This window comes from Pyxidicoccus fallax (genome assembly GCF_012933655.1).
GTDB lineage: Bacteria > Myxococcota > Myxococcia > Myxococcales > Myxococcaceae > Myxococcus > Myxococcus fallax.
Window position 1 is genome coordinate 1 of the sequence record NZ_JABBJJ010000161.1, and the last position, 16153, is coordinate 16153.

A 16153-nucleotide genomic window follows, 5' to 3' on the forward strand; every position below is an offset into this window, starting at 1 on the left:
GTGGGCGGGAATCCCGGGGGCGGCCTGCCTCCCTCCTGGTGGAGCGGGGAGGCATGACCCCGCCCCGCGCGGCGCGTCACTTCGCGCAGGCCTTCCGGGCCTCGGGCTTGCGCTGGAAGACGTACTCCAGCCGGTCCTTCCGCTCGCCGGTGCTCTCGTCGAAGAGGGGCGTGCCCCCCGCGTACATGGTGCCCTCGTCGTGCCCGTACGGGTCCAGCTTGTTGGCCTTCAGCCACTGGTCCACGCAGGCCTCCATCGCCTCGCGGTTCCCCCCCGTGCCCTTGGCCATCCCCTCGCCGCCGTCCCGGGAGGTGATGCCGGCGTCGGTGGTGGGGTTGGGGGACTCGACGGTGACGGTGCCGGCGTCATCCGTGGTGGAGGTCATGGCGCCGCGCTGGGTGCCCGTCTGGGTACCCTCCGAGGGAGCCCCGACGGCCGCGTCGGTGGCGCCGGTGCCCTCGCCGGTATTCCGGTGGCAGCCGGCGGCGAGGAGGAGGGCGGTGGAAAAAGCGAGCACGCCGGGCAGGTTTTTCATATGTCCTCGCGGAGGAGGTCCGCGTCGAAGCGGCACGGTGGTTGGGCGGCTGCGCCCGTCTTCACGGTGGACGCAGGGGCACGCACCTTATTCGCTTCCGCCTCCGAGCGGAGGGCAATCGGATGCACGGACACGACACGGACCATCATCCCCGAATCCCCCACGCATCCCGCCTCGAGCGCGCGCGCGTGCTGCTGGTGGGCGCCGGCGGCCTGGGCTGCCCGGCCTCGCTGGCGCTGGCGCAGGCGGGTGTCGGACACCTGACGCTCGCGGACCCGGACCGGGTGGACGTGACGAACCTGCCACGCCAGCTCTGGCACCGGCCCCCGGACGTGGGCCGCAACAAGGCGGAGTCCGCCGTGGCGGGCCTGGCGCGCGCTTTCCCCACGCTGTCCACCGAAGCGCTCCCCGAGCGCGTGGACGCGGGCAACGCCGAGGCCCTCTTCCGCGCGCACGACGCCGTCATCGACGCCACGGACGGGGTGGCCACCAAGTTCTTCCTGTCGGACGTGGCGGTGCTCACCGGCGTGCCGCTCGTCTACGGCGGCGTGCTGCGCATGCAGGGGCAGGCCATGCGGTTGGACCCGACGGGGCCGTGCCTGCGCTGCCTCTACGAGGCGCCCCCGCCGCCGGACGCCGTGCCCACGTGCGCGCAGGCGGGGGTGCTCGGCTCGCTGGCGGGGCTGGTGGGCGCGGTGCAGGCGCTGCTCGCGCTGGAGCTGCTGGCCGGGGCCGCGCGCCCGCTGCCCGGTGAGGCCCTGCTGCACGTGCTGGACGGCGTGTCGCTCACGGGCCGCCGCGTCCGCGTGGAGCGCGCGCCGGACTGCCCGGGCTGCCGCGTCACCGCCGTTCCGGAGTACCCCGAGTCCGCGAGGGAGGCCGAGTCATGTCCGAGGTGAGGGCCACGCTGGACATCACCCGCGAGGTCTGTCCGATGACCTACGTGCGCACCAAGCTGAAGCTGGAGGCGCTGGAGCCGGGCGCGCTGCTCGAGGTGCTGCTGCGCGGCGCCGAGCCGCTGAAGAACGTTCCACGCAACGCGCGCGAGGAGGGGCACGAGGTCGTGTCCCTGGAAGCGCGCCCCGACGGGACGCACCTCCTGGTGCTCCGCAAGCAGGGCAGGTAGGCCATGGCGACCATCCGCATTCCCACCACGATGCGCAGCTTCACGAGCAACCAGTCCGAGGTGAAGGCCACCGGCGCCACCGTGCGCGAGGTGCTCAAGGACCTGGACACGCGCTATCCCGGCATCGGCTCGCGGCTGTTCGACGAGCGCGGGGCGGTGCGCCGCTACGTCAACGTCTTCCTCAACGAGGAGGACATCCGCGGCCTCGGCGAGCTGGACACGCCGGTGAAGGAGGCGGACCGCATTACCCTCATCCCCGCGATGGCGGGAGGCTGAAAGGCCGTCATGGCGCTGCGAGAAGATCAGATCCTCCGCTACTCCCGGCAGATTCTCCTGCGCGAGGTGGGCGGGCGCGGGCAGGAGTCGCTCCTGGCCGGCGCCGCGCGGGTGGATGCCATCGGCGCCTCGGGGATGACGGCCGCGGCGTACCTCGCCGGGGGCGGAACGCCCGTGGCGGGCACGGGCTCGCTGACGCTGGGGCCCTGGGCGCCCGGCTTCCTCGTGGACGCCGACGCCGTGGGGCAGCCCCAGGCGGCGGCGCTGGACGGGGCGGTGCCGGCGCTCAACCCGGACGCGGCCGGCGCCGGACGGGGAGGGGGGCTCGTGGCGGAGCTGCCCTCGGCCTGGAGCGGCGAGGCCCCCTGGGTGGCCCTGGGCGGAGACGGGCGGCGCGCGGCCGTCGTCTTCCGCGGCCCGGACGGGTGCGTCTGGTGCTTCGGCGAGACGGTGCGCCACCTCATCCAGCCGCCGGACGGCGCGCTGGGCATGGCGCTGGGCGCGCTGGGCGCCCTCGTGTTCCAGCGGCTGCGGCTGGGGCTGGGCCCCGCGCTGGGAGGCCGCTGGCTCCTGGCCCCGGGCGTCGTGGAGGACCTGGAGGTGCGGCGCTGTGCCCGCTGCGCCGCGAGCGCCGGGCCCGCCCCGGCGTGATCCACTGGCCCGACCCCGGCTGGCCCGACTCCGTGCGCGAAGCCGTGGCCCGGCACCTGGAGGCCCGCTACCCCCAGGAGGGCTGCGGCGTGGTACTCCGCGCGGGCGAGAACGGCCCCTGGCGGGTGCGCCCCCTGCGCAACGTCTCCCCCAGGCCCGCGACGGCCTACGCCTTCGCTCCCGAGGAGTGGCTGGCGGTGTCCATGGAGGCGGACGCACGGGGAGAGCGGGCGGTGTGCGTGTTCCACTCACACGTGGATGCCCCCGCCACCTTTTCGCACGAGGACCGCGTCCGGGCCGCCCCGGAGGGTCTGCCACTGCTACCCGGAGTTTCCTACCTCATCGCATCCGTACACCGGGGCTGTGTCACCTGCGTGCGTGAGTACGGGTGGGAAGAGGGCGATTTCAGGGTCCGAGAACCCTGAAAAAGTCATTTCATAAACGAAAAAACCATGTGTTGGCAGGCACTTGGCTGCTCGCTCACCCCACCTGCGGAAAGGTGTGCGCGAATTGTCAAGTGAGGGGGTTTTCGTCTATAACCGCCCGCATCTTCTGAATCTGCGGCGTCCACACGCAGCTTGCAAGAAGCGCTCCGGACGCAGGGAGTTGAACAGGCTTATGGCCCCCAACACTGGTTTCACCCTCTGGCTGACCGGCATGTCCGGAACCGGGAAGAGCACGACTGCCGCCTACATCGCCGCGCGGCTGCGGCAGGTCGGACGCAACGTCGAGATCCTCGACGAGGGCGAGCTCGGCGAGGCGCTCTGGGCGGGACTGGGCGATAGCAAGGAGGACCGCGTCACGGTCATCCGCCGCCTGGGCTATGTGGCCAACCTGCTGACGCGCAACGGCGTCGCGGCGCTGGTGCCCTGCGTGAGCCCCTACAAGGCGGGCCGCGAGGAGAACCGTCGCGCCATCGGCCGGTACGTGGAGGTCTACGTCGACTGCCCCACCGAGAAGCTCATCGAGCGTGACTCCACGGGCCGCTACAAGAAGGCGCTCAACGGGGAGATCCCGAACTTCATCGGCATCACCGAGCCGTACGAGCCGCCCAACTCGCCGGAGGTCACCATCCACTCCGACACCGAGTCGGTGGAGGACGGCGCGGCGAAGATCTTCCAGTCGCTGCTCGACCTTGGCTACATGACCACGGACGAGCTGAAGATCATCACCGGCAAGAAGATGAAGGCCAACCCGCTGCCGGCGAAGGGTGAGAAGGCGGAGAAGGGTGCCGAGAAGGGCGCCGCCAAGGCGGACAAGGGCGCCAAGGCGCGCCGCGCCGACGAGGCCCGTCCGGCGGCGACGAAGGCCCCCAAGGCGGACAAGGGCGCCAAGGCGCGTCCGGCCACGCGCGCGGCCCGGGTGGCGAAGCCCGCCGCCAAGAAGCCGGCGAAGAACAAGGCCCGTTGATTCACGGGCCGTCCAGGCCCTCGCTTCCCCAGTCGAAGGGCTCCGGGTTGCCGCTCGTTGAGCGTGCAATCAGGGGCCCTTCCGTTTTAGGAGTTCCCCCATGCTGAGCCCCGAGCGGATCCAGGCCCTGTGTGAGTCCTCGCGCCCGAAACTGGAGGCCATGCGCGCCGCGCTGCGCGCCCATGGCAGTGCCCTGGTGGCGTTCTCCGGCGGCGTGGACTCCACCTTCGTCCTGAAGGTGGCGGTGGAGGAGCTGGGCGAGCGCGCCCTGGCGCTCACCGCGCTGTCCGCGTCGGTGGCGCCGGAGGAGGCCCAGGAGGCGAGGGAGCTGGCCGAGCGCATCGGTGCCCGGCACATGGTGGTGGGCAGCAACGAGCTGGCCAATCCGCAGTACGCGGCCAATCCCACCAACCGCTGCTACTTCTGCAAGACGGAGCTGTACGACATCTGCGAGGCCCGCCGGAAGGAGCTGGGGCTGGCGGTGGTGCTGGATGGCTTCAACGCGGACGACTTCAAGGACCACCGGCCGGGGCACAAGGCGGCGCAGGAGCACCACGTGGTGTCGCCGCTGGCGCAGGCGGGGCTGACGAAGGAGGAGATTCGCGCGTGGAGCCAGTCGCTGGGGCTGCCCACCTGGGACAAGCCGCAGATGGCGTGCCTGGCGTCGCGCATCCCCTACGGCACGTCGGTGACGCGGGACAGGCTGCTGCAGATCGCCTCCGCCGAGTCCGAGCTGCGCAAGCTGGGCTTCCGCCAGTTCCGCGTGCGCTACCACCAGGAGGTGGCGCGGCTGGAGGTGGCGGCGGAGGAGTACGAGCGCTTCCTCGCCGCGGACGTGCGCCAGAAGATCAACACCGCGTTCCTGGCGCTGGGGTTCAAGTTCGTGGCGCTGGATTTGGAGCCGTTCCGCTCCGGCCGCATGAACGAGGCGGCCGGCGTGGCGCGCCCCGAGGCGGGCAAGCCGGCCGGCTTCTCGCTGCCCGTGGTGAGCTAGTCGCCGCGCTTCTTCTTGTCCTTCGTCTTCTCCCGCTTGAGCTCGGTGGCCAGGGCGTCCAGCCGTGGCCCCCAGAACGCGCGGAAGCGATTCAGCCAGGCATCCACCTCGGCCAGGGGCGTGGCGTCCACGGCGTAGAGCCGCCGGGCGCCATCGACGCGCACCGTGGCGAAGCCATTCTCCCGCAGCACCTTCAAGTGCTGCGAGACGGCCGACTGGGTGATGTCGAAGTCGCGCTGGACCTCGGTCACGATTTCGCCCGAGGCGTGCTCGCCCTCCGCCAGCAGTTCGAGGATGCGGCGGCGAACCGGATCGCCGAGGACGTCGAAGGCATGCATCAGCCGCCTGTATAGAACGCCGCCGTGCGCTCGGCCATCCCGCGGGCCACGTCCGGCGCCTCTCCGGCCGCGATGTGGGCGGCGGCCCAGCCCTCGGCGCTCGCGCGCATGAAGCGCTTTGCCTCGTCGGAGGCCATCCAGGCGGCGTTGGCTTCCGGTGGGACGGCCTCGCCGCTCTCGAGGTGGAGGCCGAGGCCCAGGAAGCCCAGCTCCCAGCCCACGCCCACGGCGGCGGGACCGAACTGCTTCCAGTGCGCGTCGGCGTCGGCGGCGAGCGCGATGTGCTCGAGCGTCAGCCGCGTGCCCTGGCCCTCCGGCGCCAGGCGGATGCTCACCCAGCTCGTGCCGCCGCCGAACTCCCACGTGACGTCGAAGGCCCGGGGCGGCTCACAACGGGTGATGGTGCCGCCCGCGTTGCCCTTGAGCTGATACCGGCCGCCGACGCGCAGCTCGCCCTCGATGGGCAGGAACCAGCGCGGAAGGCGCTCGGCGTTGGTGAGGGCATCCCACAGGTTCCTGGCATCGGTGCGGTACACGCGGCTGGCAATCACCACGTGGGCCGGCTTGCCCTCGTGCTCGCGCTCCACCAGCTCACGGACCTCGGCGCCCATCGTCTTGTGTGGCAAGTGCGGACCTCCCTTTCGAGGGGAATCATTACAGTCCGCACTTATATTAGTCCATTCTTAAATGACTCCGGAGCGCCGGTGTCAGGATGCGGGCCGGTCCGCCAGCGCCGTGCCGAGCCTGACCAGGATTTGCGGCCACCCCTTGCTCATGTTGTCGAGCGCGAAACGGTGCTTCGGATTGTCGGGGTCGAAGCCCTGGTGGAGGAGGGTGAGCCGGGTGCCGGTGCCCTCCGGTTGCAGGCGCCACGTGAGCGTCCAGTCCGGCGTGAAGCGGTACTTGAAGAGGCGCTCGGGTTCGACTTCGAGCACCTCGCACGGCTGTTTCCCCCAGGGGCCCATGTCGAGTTCGAACCTGTGGCCGACGACGGGGCGCACGTCGCCAGCGGCCCACCAGCGTGCGTGCAGCTCGGGCGTGGTGAGGGCCTTCCACACGGCGGCCGGAGGTTGGGCGTAGGACTGGTCCAGCTGGATGAAGTCGGTGCGTTTCATCGCTTCTTCTCCTCTTCCTTGAGCACGGCATCGAGCGCGGCGAGGCGCTCCTTCCAGTAGCGGGTGAAGGTGTCGACGTACGCCTCGACCTCGGCGAGCGGTCGCGGGTCCAGGTGGTAGTAGCGCTCCCGGCCGCGAGGCTCCTCGCGGACCAGCTTCGCCTTGCGCAACACCTGGAGATGCTCGGACACCGCGGGCCGGCCCACGTCGAACCCCGACGCGAGCTCCGTCACCGCCAGCGGGCCGCGACGCAGCTTCACCAGGATTTCCCGACGGATGGGATTCGCCAGGGCGGAGAACACGTCCACGTTCGTCGTCATGACGAACGGAATACGTCGGAAGAATCCGACGCGTCAACAAGTTCCGACGCATTGTCCGGTGAAGGGAACAGTCGTCCAGGCGGTGGGCGGCCTGTCACGCCGATGAGCGGAGCGGTACCGCGCGGAGCCGGGCGGAGAGAGCAGGCGCCCAGGCAGCCCTCCCGATGTGCTCGGCTATGTTCCGCCGATGTCACCGCGAAACGAGGGCAGTCTCGTCATCCCACCCGTCCGCCGCGGCATCGGAGGAAGTCCATGGTCGTGAATCAACAGGCCACCAAGGTTGCCGCTTCGGCCGAGCGGGTTTGGAAGCTCTTTTCGACTCATGACGGGCAGCGCATCGCCGGCAAGGGCTACGTCTCGTCGATGGAGTTCGAGGGGAACGGGCTGGGCATGGTGCGCACCATGCGCACGGAAGGCCATCTGGGCGTGGCCTCCGTGGTGGAGCGCTGCGACCACTACGACGAAGTGAACATGGAGATGACGTATCAGATCATCGACACGGGCGGCCTCGTGCCGTTCGCCGACTATCGTGGCTTCGCGAAGGTGATTCGCGCCGGCCCCGATGCCTGCATCGTCATGCTGCGCTCGACCTTCATCCCCGTGGACATGTCCGAAGCGGACGCGAAGAAGATCTCGGAGAAGAACTTCGAGTTCTTCTTCCAGAACATCAAGGCCGCGGTCGCGGCGGGCGCGGTTTGAGGCCCTGGCGCCGGGGGTGTCCCGGCGCCGCTCCATCCCGGGCTACCGCTGAATGGTGAGCACCTGGGTGAACGTCCTGTCGCCATTGGGGGTGGTGGCCAGCACGCCACGCACCCCCTGGTAGGAACCCGTGCCGCCGACAATGGGGACGTACGAGGTGCCCGTCTCGGCCTCCCGGCCCGCGACGGTGATGGTGCCGTCGGCCAGGGTGAGCGTCCACTGGCACTCGCTGAACTGGCCCGGCAGCGTCCGGACGCAGTAGCCGCTGTTGGAGCCGATGTTCTCCCGGGCCTCGTTGAGCAGGGGCTGGTCGAACACGAACAGGTCCCCCGGCGAGTCCCCCTGCGCTCCCAGGTCCACCGGTTGGGCGATGCCGCTGCGGGCATCCGCGATGGTGACCAGCGTCTCGTCATCCTTCGCGTGAGCGCTGGAGCAGCCGAGCAGCTGGGTGGCGGTGGGCACTGCGAGAGCAGCCATGAGAACGACCTTGCGCATCTTGTCTCTCCGTGGGTTTTGCCCGCTGGGGGCAATGGAGGCCGCGGTTTCGCAGGCGGCTTGGACTTTCGCAACCGGCTTGCACCGCGGGGTGAGGTCGCGACGACCCGTTTTCATCTCCCCCTGCGTATACGCGGTGGGACGGCCCGATGACACGGAGGCCGCCTTCCCACGGCACACGGCCGTGACGTCGTGAGGGCACGGCGCGGGACGCACGTGCGTCCCGTGCGGGGCCTCACGTGCCGGCTGTCACAACAGTGAGATGACGGGATGGGTATGTCGCGTATCAAGGCAGCGGTGTGCGGTGTGGCGTTCGTCCTGGGCGCCCTGACCGGGTGTGGGGACCCGGCGCCGGCACCGGAAGTCACGGAGGCCACGCACGAGGCGGGAGTGAAGCTCCACCTCGCGCAAGAGGAGCTGGTCGCGGGTGGGCCCCTCGCCCTGCGCGTCGAGGTGTCCAGCCCGGTGGCCACCACCGCCACCGTGGAGCTGAACGCCCCCGAGAGCCTGGAGTTGGAGCGCCGCACGCTGACGGTGGACCTCGCGGCGGGCGAGACGAAGCATGTCACCGTGAAGGGCCGCGCCTCGCGCGCGGGCTTCTTCTCCGTCACCGCGGTGGGGCACGCCGAGGCGTGGGGAAGGCCCAGGTCGCACCTGCTGGGCCTCAACGCGCACCGGCCCGGAGAGGCCGCGCGCGCGCCCGTCACCCAGTCGCTCGCCGAGCACTTGGGAGGCGTGCCCCGCGTGCGCACCGCGGAGGAGCTGGCCCGGCTGGACGTCGAGGACGCGCGGGCGGCGTCGCGTGGCGGGGAGCCGGACGCAGCGTCTCGCACGGTGGTGCTGGACGGCGTCACCTTCCCGAAGGCGGATGGCACCCGCTCCGAGCCGGTGAGCACCGTGATGACGCTGCTGCCCGGCACCGGCAGCGGCGAGCCGTCGCGCGCCGACCTGGAGGCCGCGTCGCGGGGGCTCCCGTCCGGTGACGTGAGCGCGATGGGCCTGGGCTGCAATGCCAACGGCGACGCGGCGTCGGTGCACGTGAACCTCCAGTACCAGGGCCGCTGGTACGACGTGCGCCGCGCCCGCATCACCGTCTACGACGAGAACCCCGCCCTGCCGAACACGCAGGTGGCCACGGGCTACACGGATGACAGTGGCTGGTTCCACTTCCGCAAGCCCACCTGCGACTACGGCGCGCCGTGGGACATGTCGCTGGCGGACCTGTTCTTCGTCGTGGAGACGGAGGACTCGCGCCGCATGGGCGTCTACTACATCCTCACGCCCTACAGCGGCACGCACAGCGTGCGCACCGGCACCTTCTGGGACACCACCGGCACCACGTTCCACGTGAGCCTCAACTCCGACCAGACCCCGGCCGAGCAGGCGCTGGGCGTGCTCAACCTCATCCAGTATGCCGAGGAGTTCAACGCGTACGCCGGCGGCGCGGGCGCGGCCTTCTTCCCGCTGCGCGTGGCCTGGCCCACGCACGTGCCCTTCACCTCCGTCTCGTTCGCCACCGTCTCCAAGCTGGAGCTGGTGGAGGCGGACTGGGCGGACCCGTTCACCGTGTGGCACGAGTTCGGCCACGAGCTGATGTACTTCACGACGAGCGAGGCGACCTGGTACTGGGCCTATGACCAGGGGCCCCTCGCCATCACCTTCCCGGCTTTCGCCTGGGGCAGCCACAGTGGCTACGAGCAGCAGAACACCGAGCTCGCCTACAACGAGGGCTGGGCCAACTACTTCGGCACGCTCCTGGCGAAGTGGCACGGCTACCCGGTGGGCGGCAATGGCTACGACTTCTCCGGCACCTACACGCGTTGCAACGGCCCGGGCTGCACCTATGGCTCCGCGGGCCTGGTGTGGGCGAATGGCAACGAGAACGAGATGCGCGTGTCCACCTTCCTCTACCGCTACAACGCGGAGGTGCTGCAGGCGGCCTACGGCCTGGGCCCGCGCGGTGCGTTCGGCCGGATGCGGGAGCGGCTCTGGTCCGTGGGCCGCTACGACGTGGACATCCACGAGGCGTGGGAGTGGTGGCTGCAGCCGACGATGCCCGCCGGCTGGGAGTGGAAGGTGTCGGAGATCGCGGCCGACACGTTCATGGACACCGGCCGCATCCCGTAGCGCTTGAGGCTGGGCGAGGCCGGAGCGCCGCAGCGGGGGCGCTCTGGCCGTCGTACGCGTCACGCCCGCTTGCTCGACGTCAACCGGCGCGCGTTGGAGGTCGCGAACCGGCGGGGAGGAAGGTACGCTGCGTCCCCCTTCGGTCGCGCCGGGCGACCGTCCATGCCCCGACCTGCCCGTGTCTCCTCTCACGTGTCCTGCCTGTCAGTCCCATTCGCTTCGCGACTCATTCCGGGGGGCTCGACTCTCCGTCGCCACCTGCGCCCGGTGTGGACACCGGGCGGCCTCGCATACCGACGCCAGGAACTCGGCGGACTACCACGCCCAATATGACAGTGGCGGCTTCATGGAGTCGCTCCGGGCGACGCGCGAGCGCCAGGGGCGACGCATCCTGGAGCGGCTGCGCCGGCACATCCCCGAGCCGTCACGCCTGCTGGACTTCGGCGCGGGCCGGGGCTGGTTCCTGGAGAGCTGCCGGCAGGCGGGGGTTCGCGAGCTCGCGGGCGCGGACATCTCCGAGCTGTCGGTGGGCCTGATGCGCGAGGCGGGGATTCCCGCGGTGCGGCTGCCCCTGCCGGAGGGAGACCGCTGGCCGCTGCCGCTGGAGTCGCTGCCGTTCCGCCCTCGCATCCTCACGCTGCTGGACGTCGTGGAGCACTTCCCGGGTCCGCACCTGGCGGACATGGTCCAGCACCTCGTCACCCAGCTCGCCCCGGAGCTGGAGTGGGTGGTGCTGAAGGTGCCCGTGGCGAGTGGCCTGCTGTACCGCACCTCCCGGATGATGGCGGCCCTCGGGCCCACGCAGCTGCTGGAGCAGCTCTACCAGTGCGGAACCTTCCCTCCGCACGAGAGCTATTTCACCCGCAGGTCCATGGCGGCCCTGCTGCCGCGCGTGGGACTGGAATGGGTGGATGCCTTTGGGGACCTCGACTTCGAGCCCGGCAGCCTCGCCGAGCGGGCCCATGCGCTGAGGCGCGTCCCCCGTCCGCTGGTGACGTTGGCGGGCAACAGCCTGGGGATGATGGCGACGGCGCTGGGCATGCAGGACTCCTGCATCTTCATCGCCCGTCGCGCCTCATGAGCGGCGGGCCGCGCCTGCTCGCGGGAGTCGAGCCGCCGCACTGCCCCGCCAGGAGTCCTCTCTCCGGGGCAGAGACTCTTCATGCGTAGAGGGCCGATGGCCATCAAGCCAGAACCCGCTCAGTTCTCGTTCAGGCCGTAGGGCGTACATGTGTGCAGCCGGCGCTTCCAGGTCTGCTCGAGGGCGACCACGTCATGCGGCAGGTGCAGGCGCTCAAGCGCATCGTTCAGCTCGAACATGTGGCCGTTCTTGCACGCGCTACGCGCCCCGTCCAACGTACCGCTGATGCGTGCCCACGTAGACCTGCGAGTCCTCCGTGGAAGTGCCCTCGTAGGTCTCCTGGACGTAGGGAGGGTTGCCGCGGGTGCAGCTTCCCGGGCGGGCGTGCTCGTCATGTCTGGGTTCATCCCGGACGAGAATCTGTTCAATGCCACGCTGGATGGGCTGCGCTGCCGAACATGTTGTCGCCCCGCGTGGGCAGCCTGGCCCCGCCGTGCGGTAGGATGGCGTCATGCGCCGGAGCATGGCAGCGGGAATCGTGATGGCCCTTGCCGGGTGGGCCGGGGTGGCGGGAGCACAGTCGCGCGAGCGGCGCGAGGACGCCACCGGGCGCTTCGTGACCGCGGCCCGCGAGGTGCTGGGCGTGCCGTACACGTTCGGCGGGCGGATGCGCGCACCGGGGGAGGGCATCGACTGCCAGGGCGTGCTGTTCTACGCGGCCGAGCGCGTGGGCCGGTGCGGGTGGAAGTCCTTCTCCGTGCTGCCCACGGTGTCGGTCCCCTCGGGCGAGCTGGGGAAGGCGGTGGAGGGGATGGCGCCGGTGGCCTCCTCCGCGCTCGACGTGTCGAAGCTGCGTCCGGGAGACGTGCTGCTGCTGGTCGGCTTCGACTCCAACCCGGCGGAGCCCGCCATTGGCGAGCTGGCGGGCCGGCCCGTCTGGGTGTGGCACACCGGCCTCTACAGTGGCGGCGGGAAGTGGATTGTCGGTGACCACTTCGCGGGCCGCGTGGTGGAGGTGGATCTGGCGGCCTACCTCGTGGCGCACGCGGACACCTACGCGGGGCTGGTGGTGACGCGCATGGAGGAGGGGCCTCGGCCCCGACGCTGCCGCCGCCATGCGCCCATGCCGAAGCCCGAGCCCCGGCGCTGACACACCCGAGGTGTGATTCCTCGTCGAGCGCTGCCCCTGCTTGGGAACGCTTGTGTGCTAAACGAGGAACTCATGAGAAAACAACTCGCGCTCCTTCTCTTCCCCGCCGTCTCGATGTTCGCGTGTGTTTCCCCGGACACCGAGCTGGAGGGCAATGACTCACAGCCCGCAGGCGAGGTGGCGCAGGCGGCCACGACTCCGCTCCGCGCGAAGGCGCTCGGCCGCATGCGGAACGCGGCGAAGTACTTCCACGATCAGGTCGCGCGCCGCGGCGGGTATGCGTGGCACCACAACGCCAACAACCTGAGCGAGCGCTGGGGCGATATCCAGCTCGACGAAGATCAGATCATGATCCAATCGCCCGGTACGGCGGACGTGACGCTCGCGTTCGTCGAGGCCGCCCTCGCCGACCCGGCGACACCCGCGCTCAAGACCTACGCATTGGACGCGGCGATGGCGCTGCGTCACGGGCAGATCAAGTCCGGAGGGTGGCGCCTCTACGCGGACTTCAAGCCGACGCCGACCATCAGGGCGTGCTACCTCAACACCACGGCGAGCTGCAGCTGCGGTGGCTGCACGATGACGGCCTACGACGACCAGGTCACCCAGAACGCGCTCATCGCGATGATGCGCACCGATCAGCTCCTCGGGTTCGCGAACACGGCCATCTCCGAATCCTCCGCGTACGCCCGCACGCGGGTGGAGACCTCGCAGTTCCCGACACATGGCGGCTTCCCACAGGGGTTCGTGGGTCCCGTCGCCGCGCGGCCGGCGCTGGCGGCGAGCTATCCGCCTTCGATTGGCACGTCGTGTGGTCTCGCCAACTGCTACGCGAACTCCTACACCATCGAGTACTGGGACGACCCGACCTTGAACGACAACCTCGCGTCGGCGTTCGTGGAGATGCTGTATTGGGCAAGGGAGGTCTATCCCGCGCGGGCCGCGACCTATCAATCCATGCTCACCGCGTTCGGTGGCTTCCTTCGCCGTGCGCAGATGCCGCAGCCCCAGCCCGCCTGGGCGCAGCAGTACGACATCCAGATGCAGCCGCGCTGGGCACGCAACTGGGAGGCTCCGGCAATCGCCGGCCAGGAGAGCCAGGACGTCATGTGGGCGCTCCTTCGCCTCTACCAGCTCGACCCGAGTGTGCCGGCGAACCGCGACGCGGTGGGCACGGCGCTCGCGTACATCGAGAACGTCGACTTCGCCAACGACACGCTCATCCACCGCTACATCGAACTCGACGACACCTCGCCGTCGAACATCGGCTTCTACACGGTGAGGCCCGGCGGTTACCCGGTCCAGTTCTCCTCCGCGCCGCCGACCTACCAGAACTACGGGTGGGAGGGCCCGTCGCAGCTCGCCGCCATCCGCGCGGAGTACGACCGGCTGGCGAGCGATACGAGCGTGATGAAGCGCTCGTGCCAGAAGCTCCGCGCCGACACCGCGCAAGCCGTCGACACCGCGGTGAACAACGAGAGGTGGATCACGACGTACAGCCCGGGTGGGCCGCGAAGTGGTGCCACCCCCGGCGACTATCTCGACACGAGCACGTTCGTCAGGAACATGCGCACGCTGGCCGAGTTCGTCACCCGCACGACGACCGACTGCGTCGCGTGGAACTATTGAAGCTGAGCATCACAGCCAGGTTCGACTCCTCGGCGGCGGGCTCGCCTGCTCCGCGCGGCCTCGAGCGGGCTCAGGCCTTCGGCGTGGGCACGCTGGCGGGGAGGATTCCCTCCCGCTTCAATTCCTCCCAGAGCGCGGGCGGAATCGGCGCGGCCATCAACCGGGCATTCTCGCGCACCTTGTCCCCGTATTTGGCGCCCGGGATGATGGCGGACACCACCGGGTGCGCGGCACAGAACTGAAGCGCCGCGGAGCGGATGTCCACCTGGTGCCGCGCGCAGATGGCCGCGATGCGGTCGCGCTTCGCGACCATCTCCGGCGGAGCCTCCTGGTATTCGAAGTTCCGCCCACCCGCGAGCAGGCCAGAGTTGTAGGGGCCACCCACCACCACGTGGACGCCCCGCTTCTGGCATTCCGGGAAGAGGCGCTCGAGCGCGGGCTGGTTGAGCAGGCTGTAACGGCCGGCCAGCAGGAACACGTCCGGGTCGGACTGCTCCAGCGCGCGCTCGCAGGGCTCGGTGAGGTTCACCCCCAGGCCCCAGGCCTTGATGACGCCTTCGTCCCGCAGGCGGGTGAGCGCCCGGGCCGCGCCTTCCATGGCCTTCTTGAACAGCTCCTCCCACGCGGCCCCGTGATGGTCCGCGGCGATGTCGTGGATGAAGGCGATGTCGATCCGCGCCATGCCGAGGCGCTGGTAGCTGTCCTCGATGGAGCGCATCGTCCCGTCATAGGAATAGTCGTAGACGCCGCGGAAGGGCAGGGTGCGCACGAAGGGCGGGTTCTCCTTCGCGCTCGGGTCCGCGCGCAGCACCCGGCCCACCTTGGTCGACAGGACGAACTGCTCGCGCGGGTAGCGGCGCAGGAACTGGCCGAAGCGATGCTCGGACACGCCGCTGCCGTAGTGGGGCGCGGTGTCGAAGTAGCGCACGCCGCTGTCCCAGGCCGCGGAGAGCGCGCCCTGGGCGGTCTCCTCGTCGACCACGGAGAACATGTTGCCGAGCGGCGCGCCGCCGAAGCCGAGCGGGCCGGGAGGGGTGAAACGGGGCTTGGAGGTCATGCTCTGTCCTGTGGGGTTCAAGGGAGGATGCGCTGCCGCTTCAGGCTGTCGATGGCGGCCAGCAGCGAGGCCGTCGAGTCCATCCGCTCGGTGAAGCCGTACGCGTAGAGCTTGTTCACGTCGGAGATGACGTCGGTCTCCGTGTGGAAGATGAAGTCGCCGAAGCCCCAGCCGACGAGCTTGCCGAGGTCGGGCTCGGCCAGACCGTGGGCCGTGGCGAGCTCCCGCCAGAGAGGCCCCTTGTCCGCCATGTGGCGCGCCAGGGTGAGCGGAACGGGAGACGCGGTGGAGAGCCCCAGGTGACGGGCAACATCGCCCCACATGCGCTCCCACCGGAAGACGTCGCCGTTGGTGACGTTGAAGGCCTCGCCGCCCGCCCTGTCGCTCGTGGCGGCCCAGACGCTGGCCCGCGCGAGCAGCCGCGAGTCGGTGAACTGCACGAGCTGACCGTAGGCCTTGTCGGTCCCCGGAAAGCGCAGGGGGATGCCGAGCGCGCGGGAGATTTCCGCGAAGGCGCCGACGACCAGCGCGATGTTCATCGGGTTGCCGTGGATGTCCCCGACCACGACATCCGGGCGCAGCGCGACGTAGTCCCAGGGGCTCCGCTCGGCGCGCCGCCGCAGCTGCGCTTCCTGCGCGAGGTAGATGTTGGGCGGCATGTGCGGCGGGTCGCTCTCGCGCGCCGGCGTGGGGACCTTGGCGCCCAGGTGGATGCCGTAGATCTTGAACCCCTGATAGATGACGACGCGCCGGAGCGGCGCCCCGGCGGCCTCCAGTCCGTCCAGGAGGTTTCCCAGCATTCGTCCGTTGCGCTCCGCCTCGACGGACAGGTCCGCGTCCGGGCTGAGCGCGGCATAGAACAGGTGGGTCGTGTCCTTGGCCTGGGCGAGCGCCCGCGCGGTGGCCTCGGCATCCGTCAGGTCGGCCTGAATCGAGGGCAGGCCGGGGATGGCGCGGCGGGCCAGCCCCCGGACGGTGAAGCCCTGGGAGCGCAGCTCGTGGGCCGTGGCATGGCCGATGATGCCACCCGCTCCAGCGACGAGCGCGGTTCCACGGGAGCTCGATGCCGCGTTCATTTCGTCATTCCTCCGCTCGGGGTCGGTCCGCTTCTTTAGCGGCCGGAGTGGAGGCGCGCGACAGGCGCGAGACG

Annotated in this window: 20 protein-coding genes; 12 read left to right on the forward strand and 8 right to left on the reverse strand. The window is 70.2% G+C overall.

Features of this window, described 5'->3' with window-relative positions:
* Window positions 1–76: 76 nt before the first annotated feature.
* On the reverse strand, window positions 77–535 hold the full coding sequence (locus tag HG543_RS29255; RefSeq protein WP_171818001.1) for a hypothetical protein: 459 nt from the start codon (window positions 533–535) through the stop codon (window positions 77–79).
* A gap of 122 nt (window positions 536–657) precedes the next feature.
* Between HG543_RS29255 and HG543_RS29260 the strand changes: the two genes are divergently transcribed.
* The 7 genes from HG543_RS29260 to larE all read left to right on the forward strand — a co-directional run bounded on the left by HG543_RS29260 (window position 658) and on the right by larE (window position 4992).
* Entirely contained in the window at window positions 658–1434 is a 777-nt protein-coding gene (locus tag HG543_RS29260; protein ID WP_169348184.1) for a HesA/MoeB/ThiF family protein, read from the forward strand.
* Entirely contained in the window at window positions 1422–1661 is a 240-nt protein-coding gene (locus HG543_RS29265) for a sulfurtransferase TusA family protein (RefSeq protein ID WP_169348185.1), read from the forward strand. Before HG543_RS29260 ends, HG543_RS29265 begins: the two co-directional genes overlap by 13 nt.
* A 3-nt stretch (window positions 1662–1664) precedes the next feature.
* Complete coding sequence (locus tag HG543_RS29270) at window positions 1665–1937, forward strand: MoaD family protein (protein ID WP_169348186.1); 273 nt, start codon at window positions 1665–1667, stop codon at window positions 1935–1937.
* Between the two features lie 9 nt (window positions 1938–1946).
* Window positions 1947–2588 (forward strand): ThiF family adenylyltransferase, encoded by a 642-nt coding sequence (locus tag HG543_RS29275; protein WP_169348187.1) that lies wholly within the window; start codon window positions 1947–1949, stop codon window positions 2586–2588.
* A 32-nt stretch (window positions 2589–2620) separates the two neighbouring features.
* A complete protein-coding gene (locus HG543_RS29280) occupies window positions 2621–3013 on the forward strand; it encodes a M67 family metallopeptidase (RefSeq protein ID WP_343073466.1) in 393 nt (130 codons plus the stop codon).
* Window positions 3014–3206: 193 nt separating this feature from the next.
* Window positions 3207–3998, forward strand: coding sequence for an adenylyl-sulfate kinase (gene cysC / locus HG543_RS29285; protein WP_169348189.1), 792 nt, complete (start codon window positions 3207–3209; stop codon window positions 3996–3998).
* Between the two features lie 100 nt (window positions 3999–4098).
* Window positions 4099–4992 (forward strand): ATP-dependent sacrificial sulfur transferase LarE, encoded by an 894-nt coding sequence (gene larE, locus HG543_RS29290; RefSeq protein WP_169348190.1) that lies wholly within the window; start codon window positions 4099–4101, stop codon window positions 4990–4992.
* Here larE and HG543_RS29295 read toward each other — a convergent pair.
* The 4 genes from HG543_RS29295 to HG543_RS29310 all read right to left on the reverse strand — a co-directional run bounded on the left by HG543_RS29295 (window position 4989) and on the right by HG543_RS29310 (window position 6765).
* Complete coding sequence (locus HG543_RS29295; RefSeq protein ID WP_169348191.1) at window positions 4989–5330, reverse strand: ArsR/SmtB family transcription factor; 342 nt, start codon at window positions 5328–5330, stop codon at window positions 4989–4991. The two genes, larE and HG543_RS29295, sit on opposite strands and share 4 nt — an antisense overlap.
* Window positions 5330–5956 (reverse strand): SRPBCC family protein, encoded by a 627-nt coding sequence (locus HG543_RS29300; RefSeq protein WP_169348192.1) that lies wholly within the window; start codon window positions 5954–5956, stop codon window positions 5330–5332. Before HG543_RS29300 ends, HG543_RS29295 begins: the two co-directional genes overlap by 1 nt.
* Before the next feature lie 81 nt (window positions 5957–6037).
* Window positions 6038–6445 carry an SRPBCC family protein gene (locus HG543_RS29305; protein ID WP_169348193.1) on the reverse strand — a complete coding sequence of 136 codons (408 nt, stop codon included), beginning with the start codon at window positions 6443–6445 and terminating at the stop codon, window positions 6038–6040.
* Window positions 6442–6765: an ArsR/SmtB family transcription factor gene (locus HG543_RS29310; protein WP_169348194.1), complete on the reverse strand. Its 324-nt coding sequence runs from the start codon at window positions 6763–6765 to the stop codon at window positions 6442–6444. The genes HG543_RS29305 and HG543_RS29310 overlap by 4 nt, the downstream gene beginning before the upstream one ends.
* A 252-nt stretch (window positions 6766–7017) precedes the next feature.
* On the opposite strand from HG543_RS29310, the gene HG543_RS29315 reads away from it, so the two are divergent.
* Window positions 7018–7464, forward strand: a complete 447-nt coding sequence (locus tag HG543_RS29315; protein ID WP_169348195.1) for an SRPBCC family protein — start codon at window positions 7018–7020, stop codon at window positions 7462–7464.
* 42 nt (window positions 7465–7506) lie between these two features.
* On the opposite strand, the gene HG543_RS29320 is transcribed toward HG543_RS29315, so the two are convergent.
* Window positions 7507–7959 carry a dirigent protein gene (locus tag HG543_RS29320; RefSeq protein WP_246357380.1) on the reverse strand — a complete coding sequence of 151 codons (453 nt, stop codon included), beginning with the start codon at window positions 7957–7959 and terminating at the stop codon, window positions 7507–7509.
* A 270-nt stretch (window positions 7960–8229) separates the two neighbouring features.
* On the opposite strand from HG543_RS29320, the gene HG543_RS29325 reads away from it, so the two are divergent.
* The 4 genes from HG543_RS29325 (at window position 8230) to HG543_RS29340 (ending at window position 13946) form a co-directional block, all read left to right on the forward strand.
* The gene (locus HG543_RS29325; protein WP_169348196.1) at window positions 8230–10086 is read left to right on the forward strand and encodes a hypothetical protein; all 1857 of its coding nucleotides are present in this window, start codon (window positions 8230–8232) and stop codon (window positions 10084–10086) included.
* 346 nt (window positions 10087–10432) lie between these two features.
* Window positions 10433–11167: a class I SAM-dependent methyltransferase gene (locus HG543_RS29330; protein ID WP_169348197.1), complete on the forward strand. Its 735-nt coding sequence runs from the start codon at window positions 10433–10435 to the stop codon at window positions 11165–11167.
* A 523-nt stretch (window positions 11168–11690) separates the two neighbouring features.
* On the forward strand, window positions 11691–12317 hold the full coding sequence (locus HG543_RS29335) for an NlpC/P60 family protein (protein WP_169348198.1): 627 nt from the start codon (window positions 11691–11693) through the stop codon (window positions 12315–12317).
* Window positions 12318–12389: 72 nt separating this feature from the next.
* The gene (locus HG543_RS29340; protein ID WP_169348199.1) at window positions 12390–13946 is read left to right on the forward strand and encodes a hypothetical protein; all 1557 of its coding nucleotides are present in this window, start codon (window positions 12390–12392) and stop codon (window positions 13944–13946) included.
* A gap of 70 nt (window positions 13947–14016) precedes the next feature.
* Here the strand turns inward: HG543_RS29340 and HG543_RS29345 are convergent, their stop codons facing one another.
* Window positions 14017–15003 (reverse strand): aldo/keto reductase, encoded by a 987-nt coding sequence (locus HG543_RS29345; protein WP_169348200.1) that lies wholly within the window; start codon window positions 15001–15003, stop codon window positions 14017–14019.
* Window positions 15004–15020: 17 nt separating this feature from the next.
* The gene (locus HG543_RS29350; protein ID WP_169348201.1) at window positions 15021–16079 is read right to left on the reverse strand and encodes an SDR family oxidoreductase; all 1059 of its coding nucleotides are present in this window, start codon (window positions 16077–16079) and stop codon (window positions 15021–15023) included.
* Window positions 16080–16153: the final 74 nt, after the last annotated feature.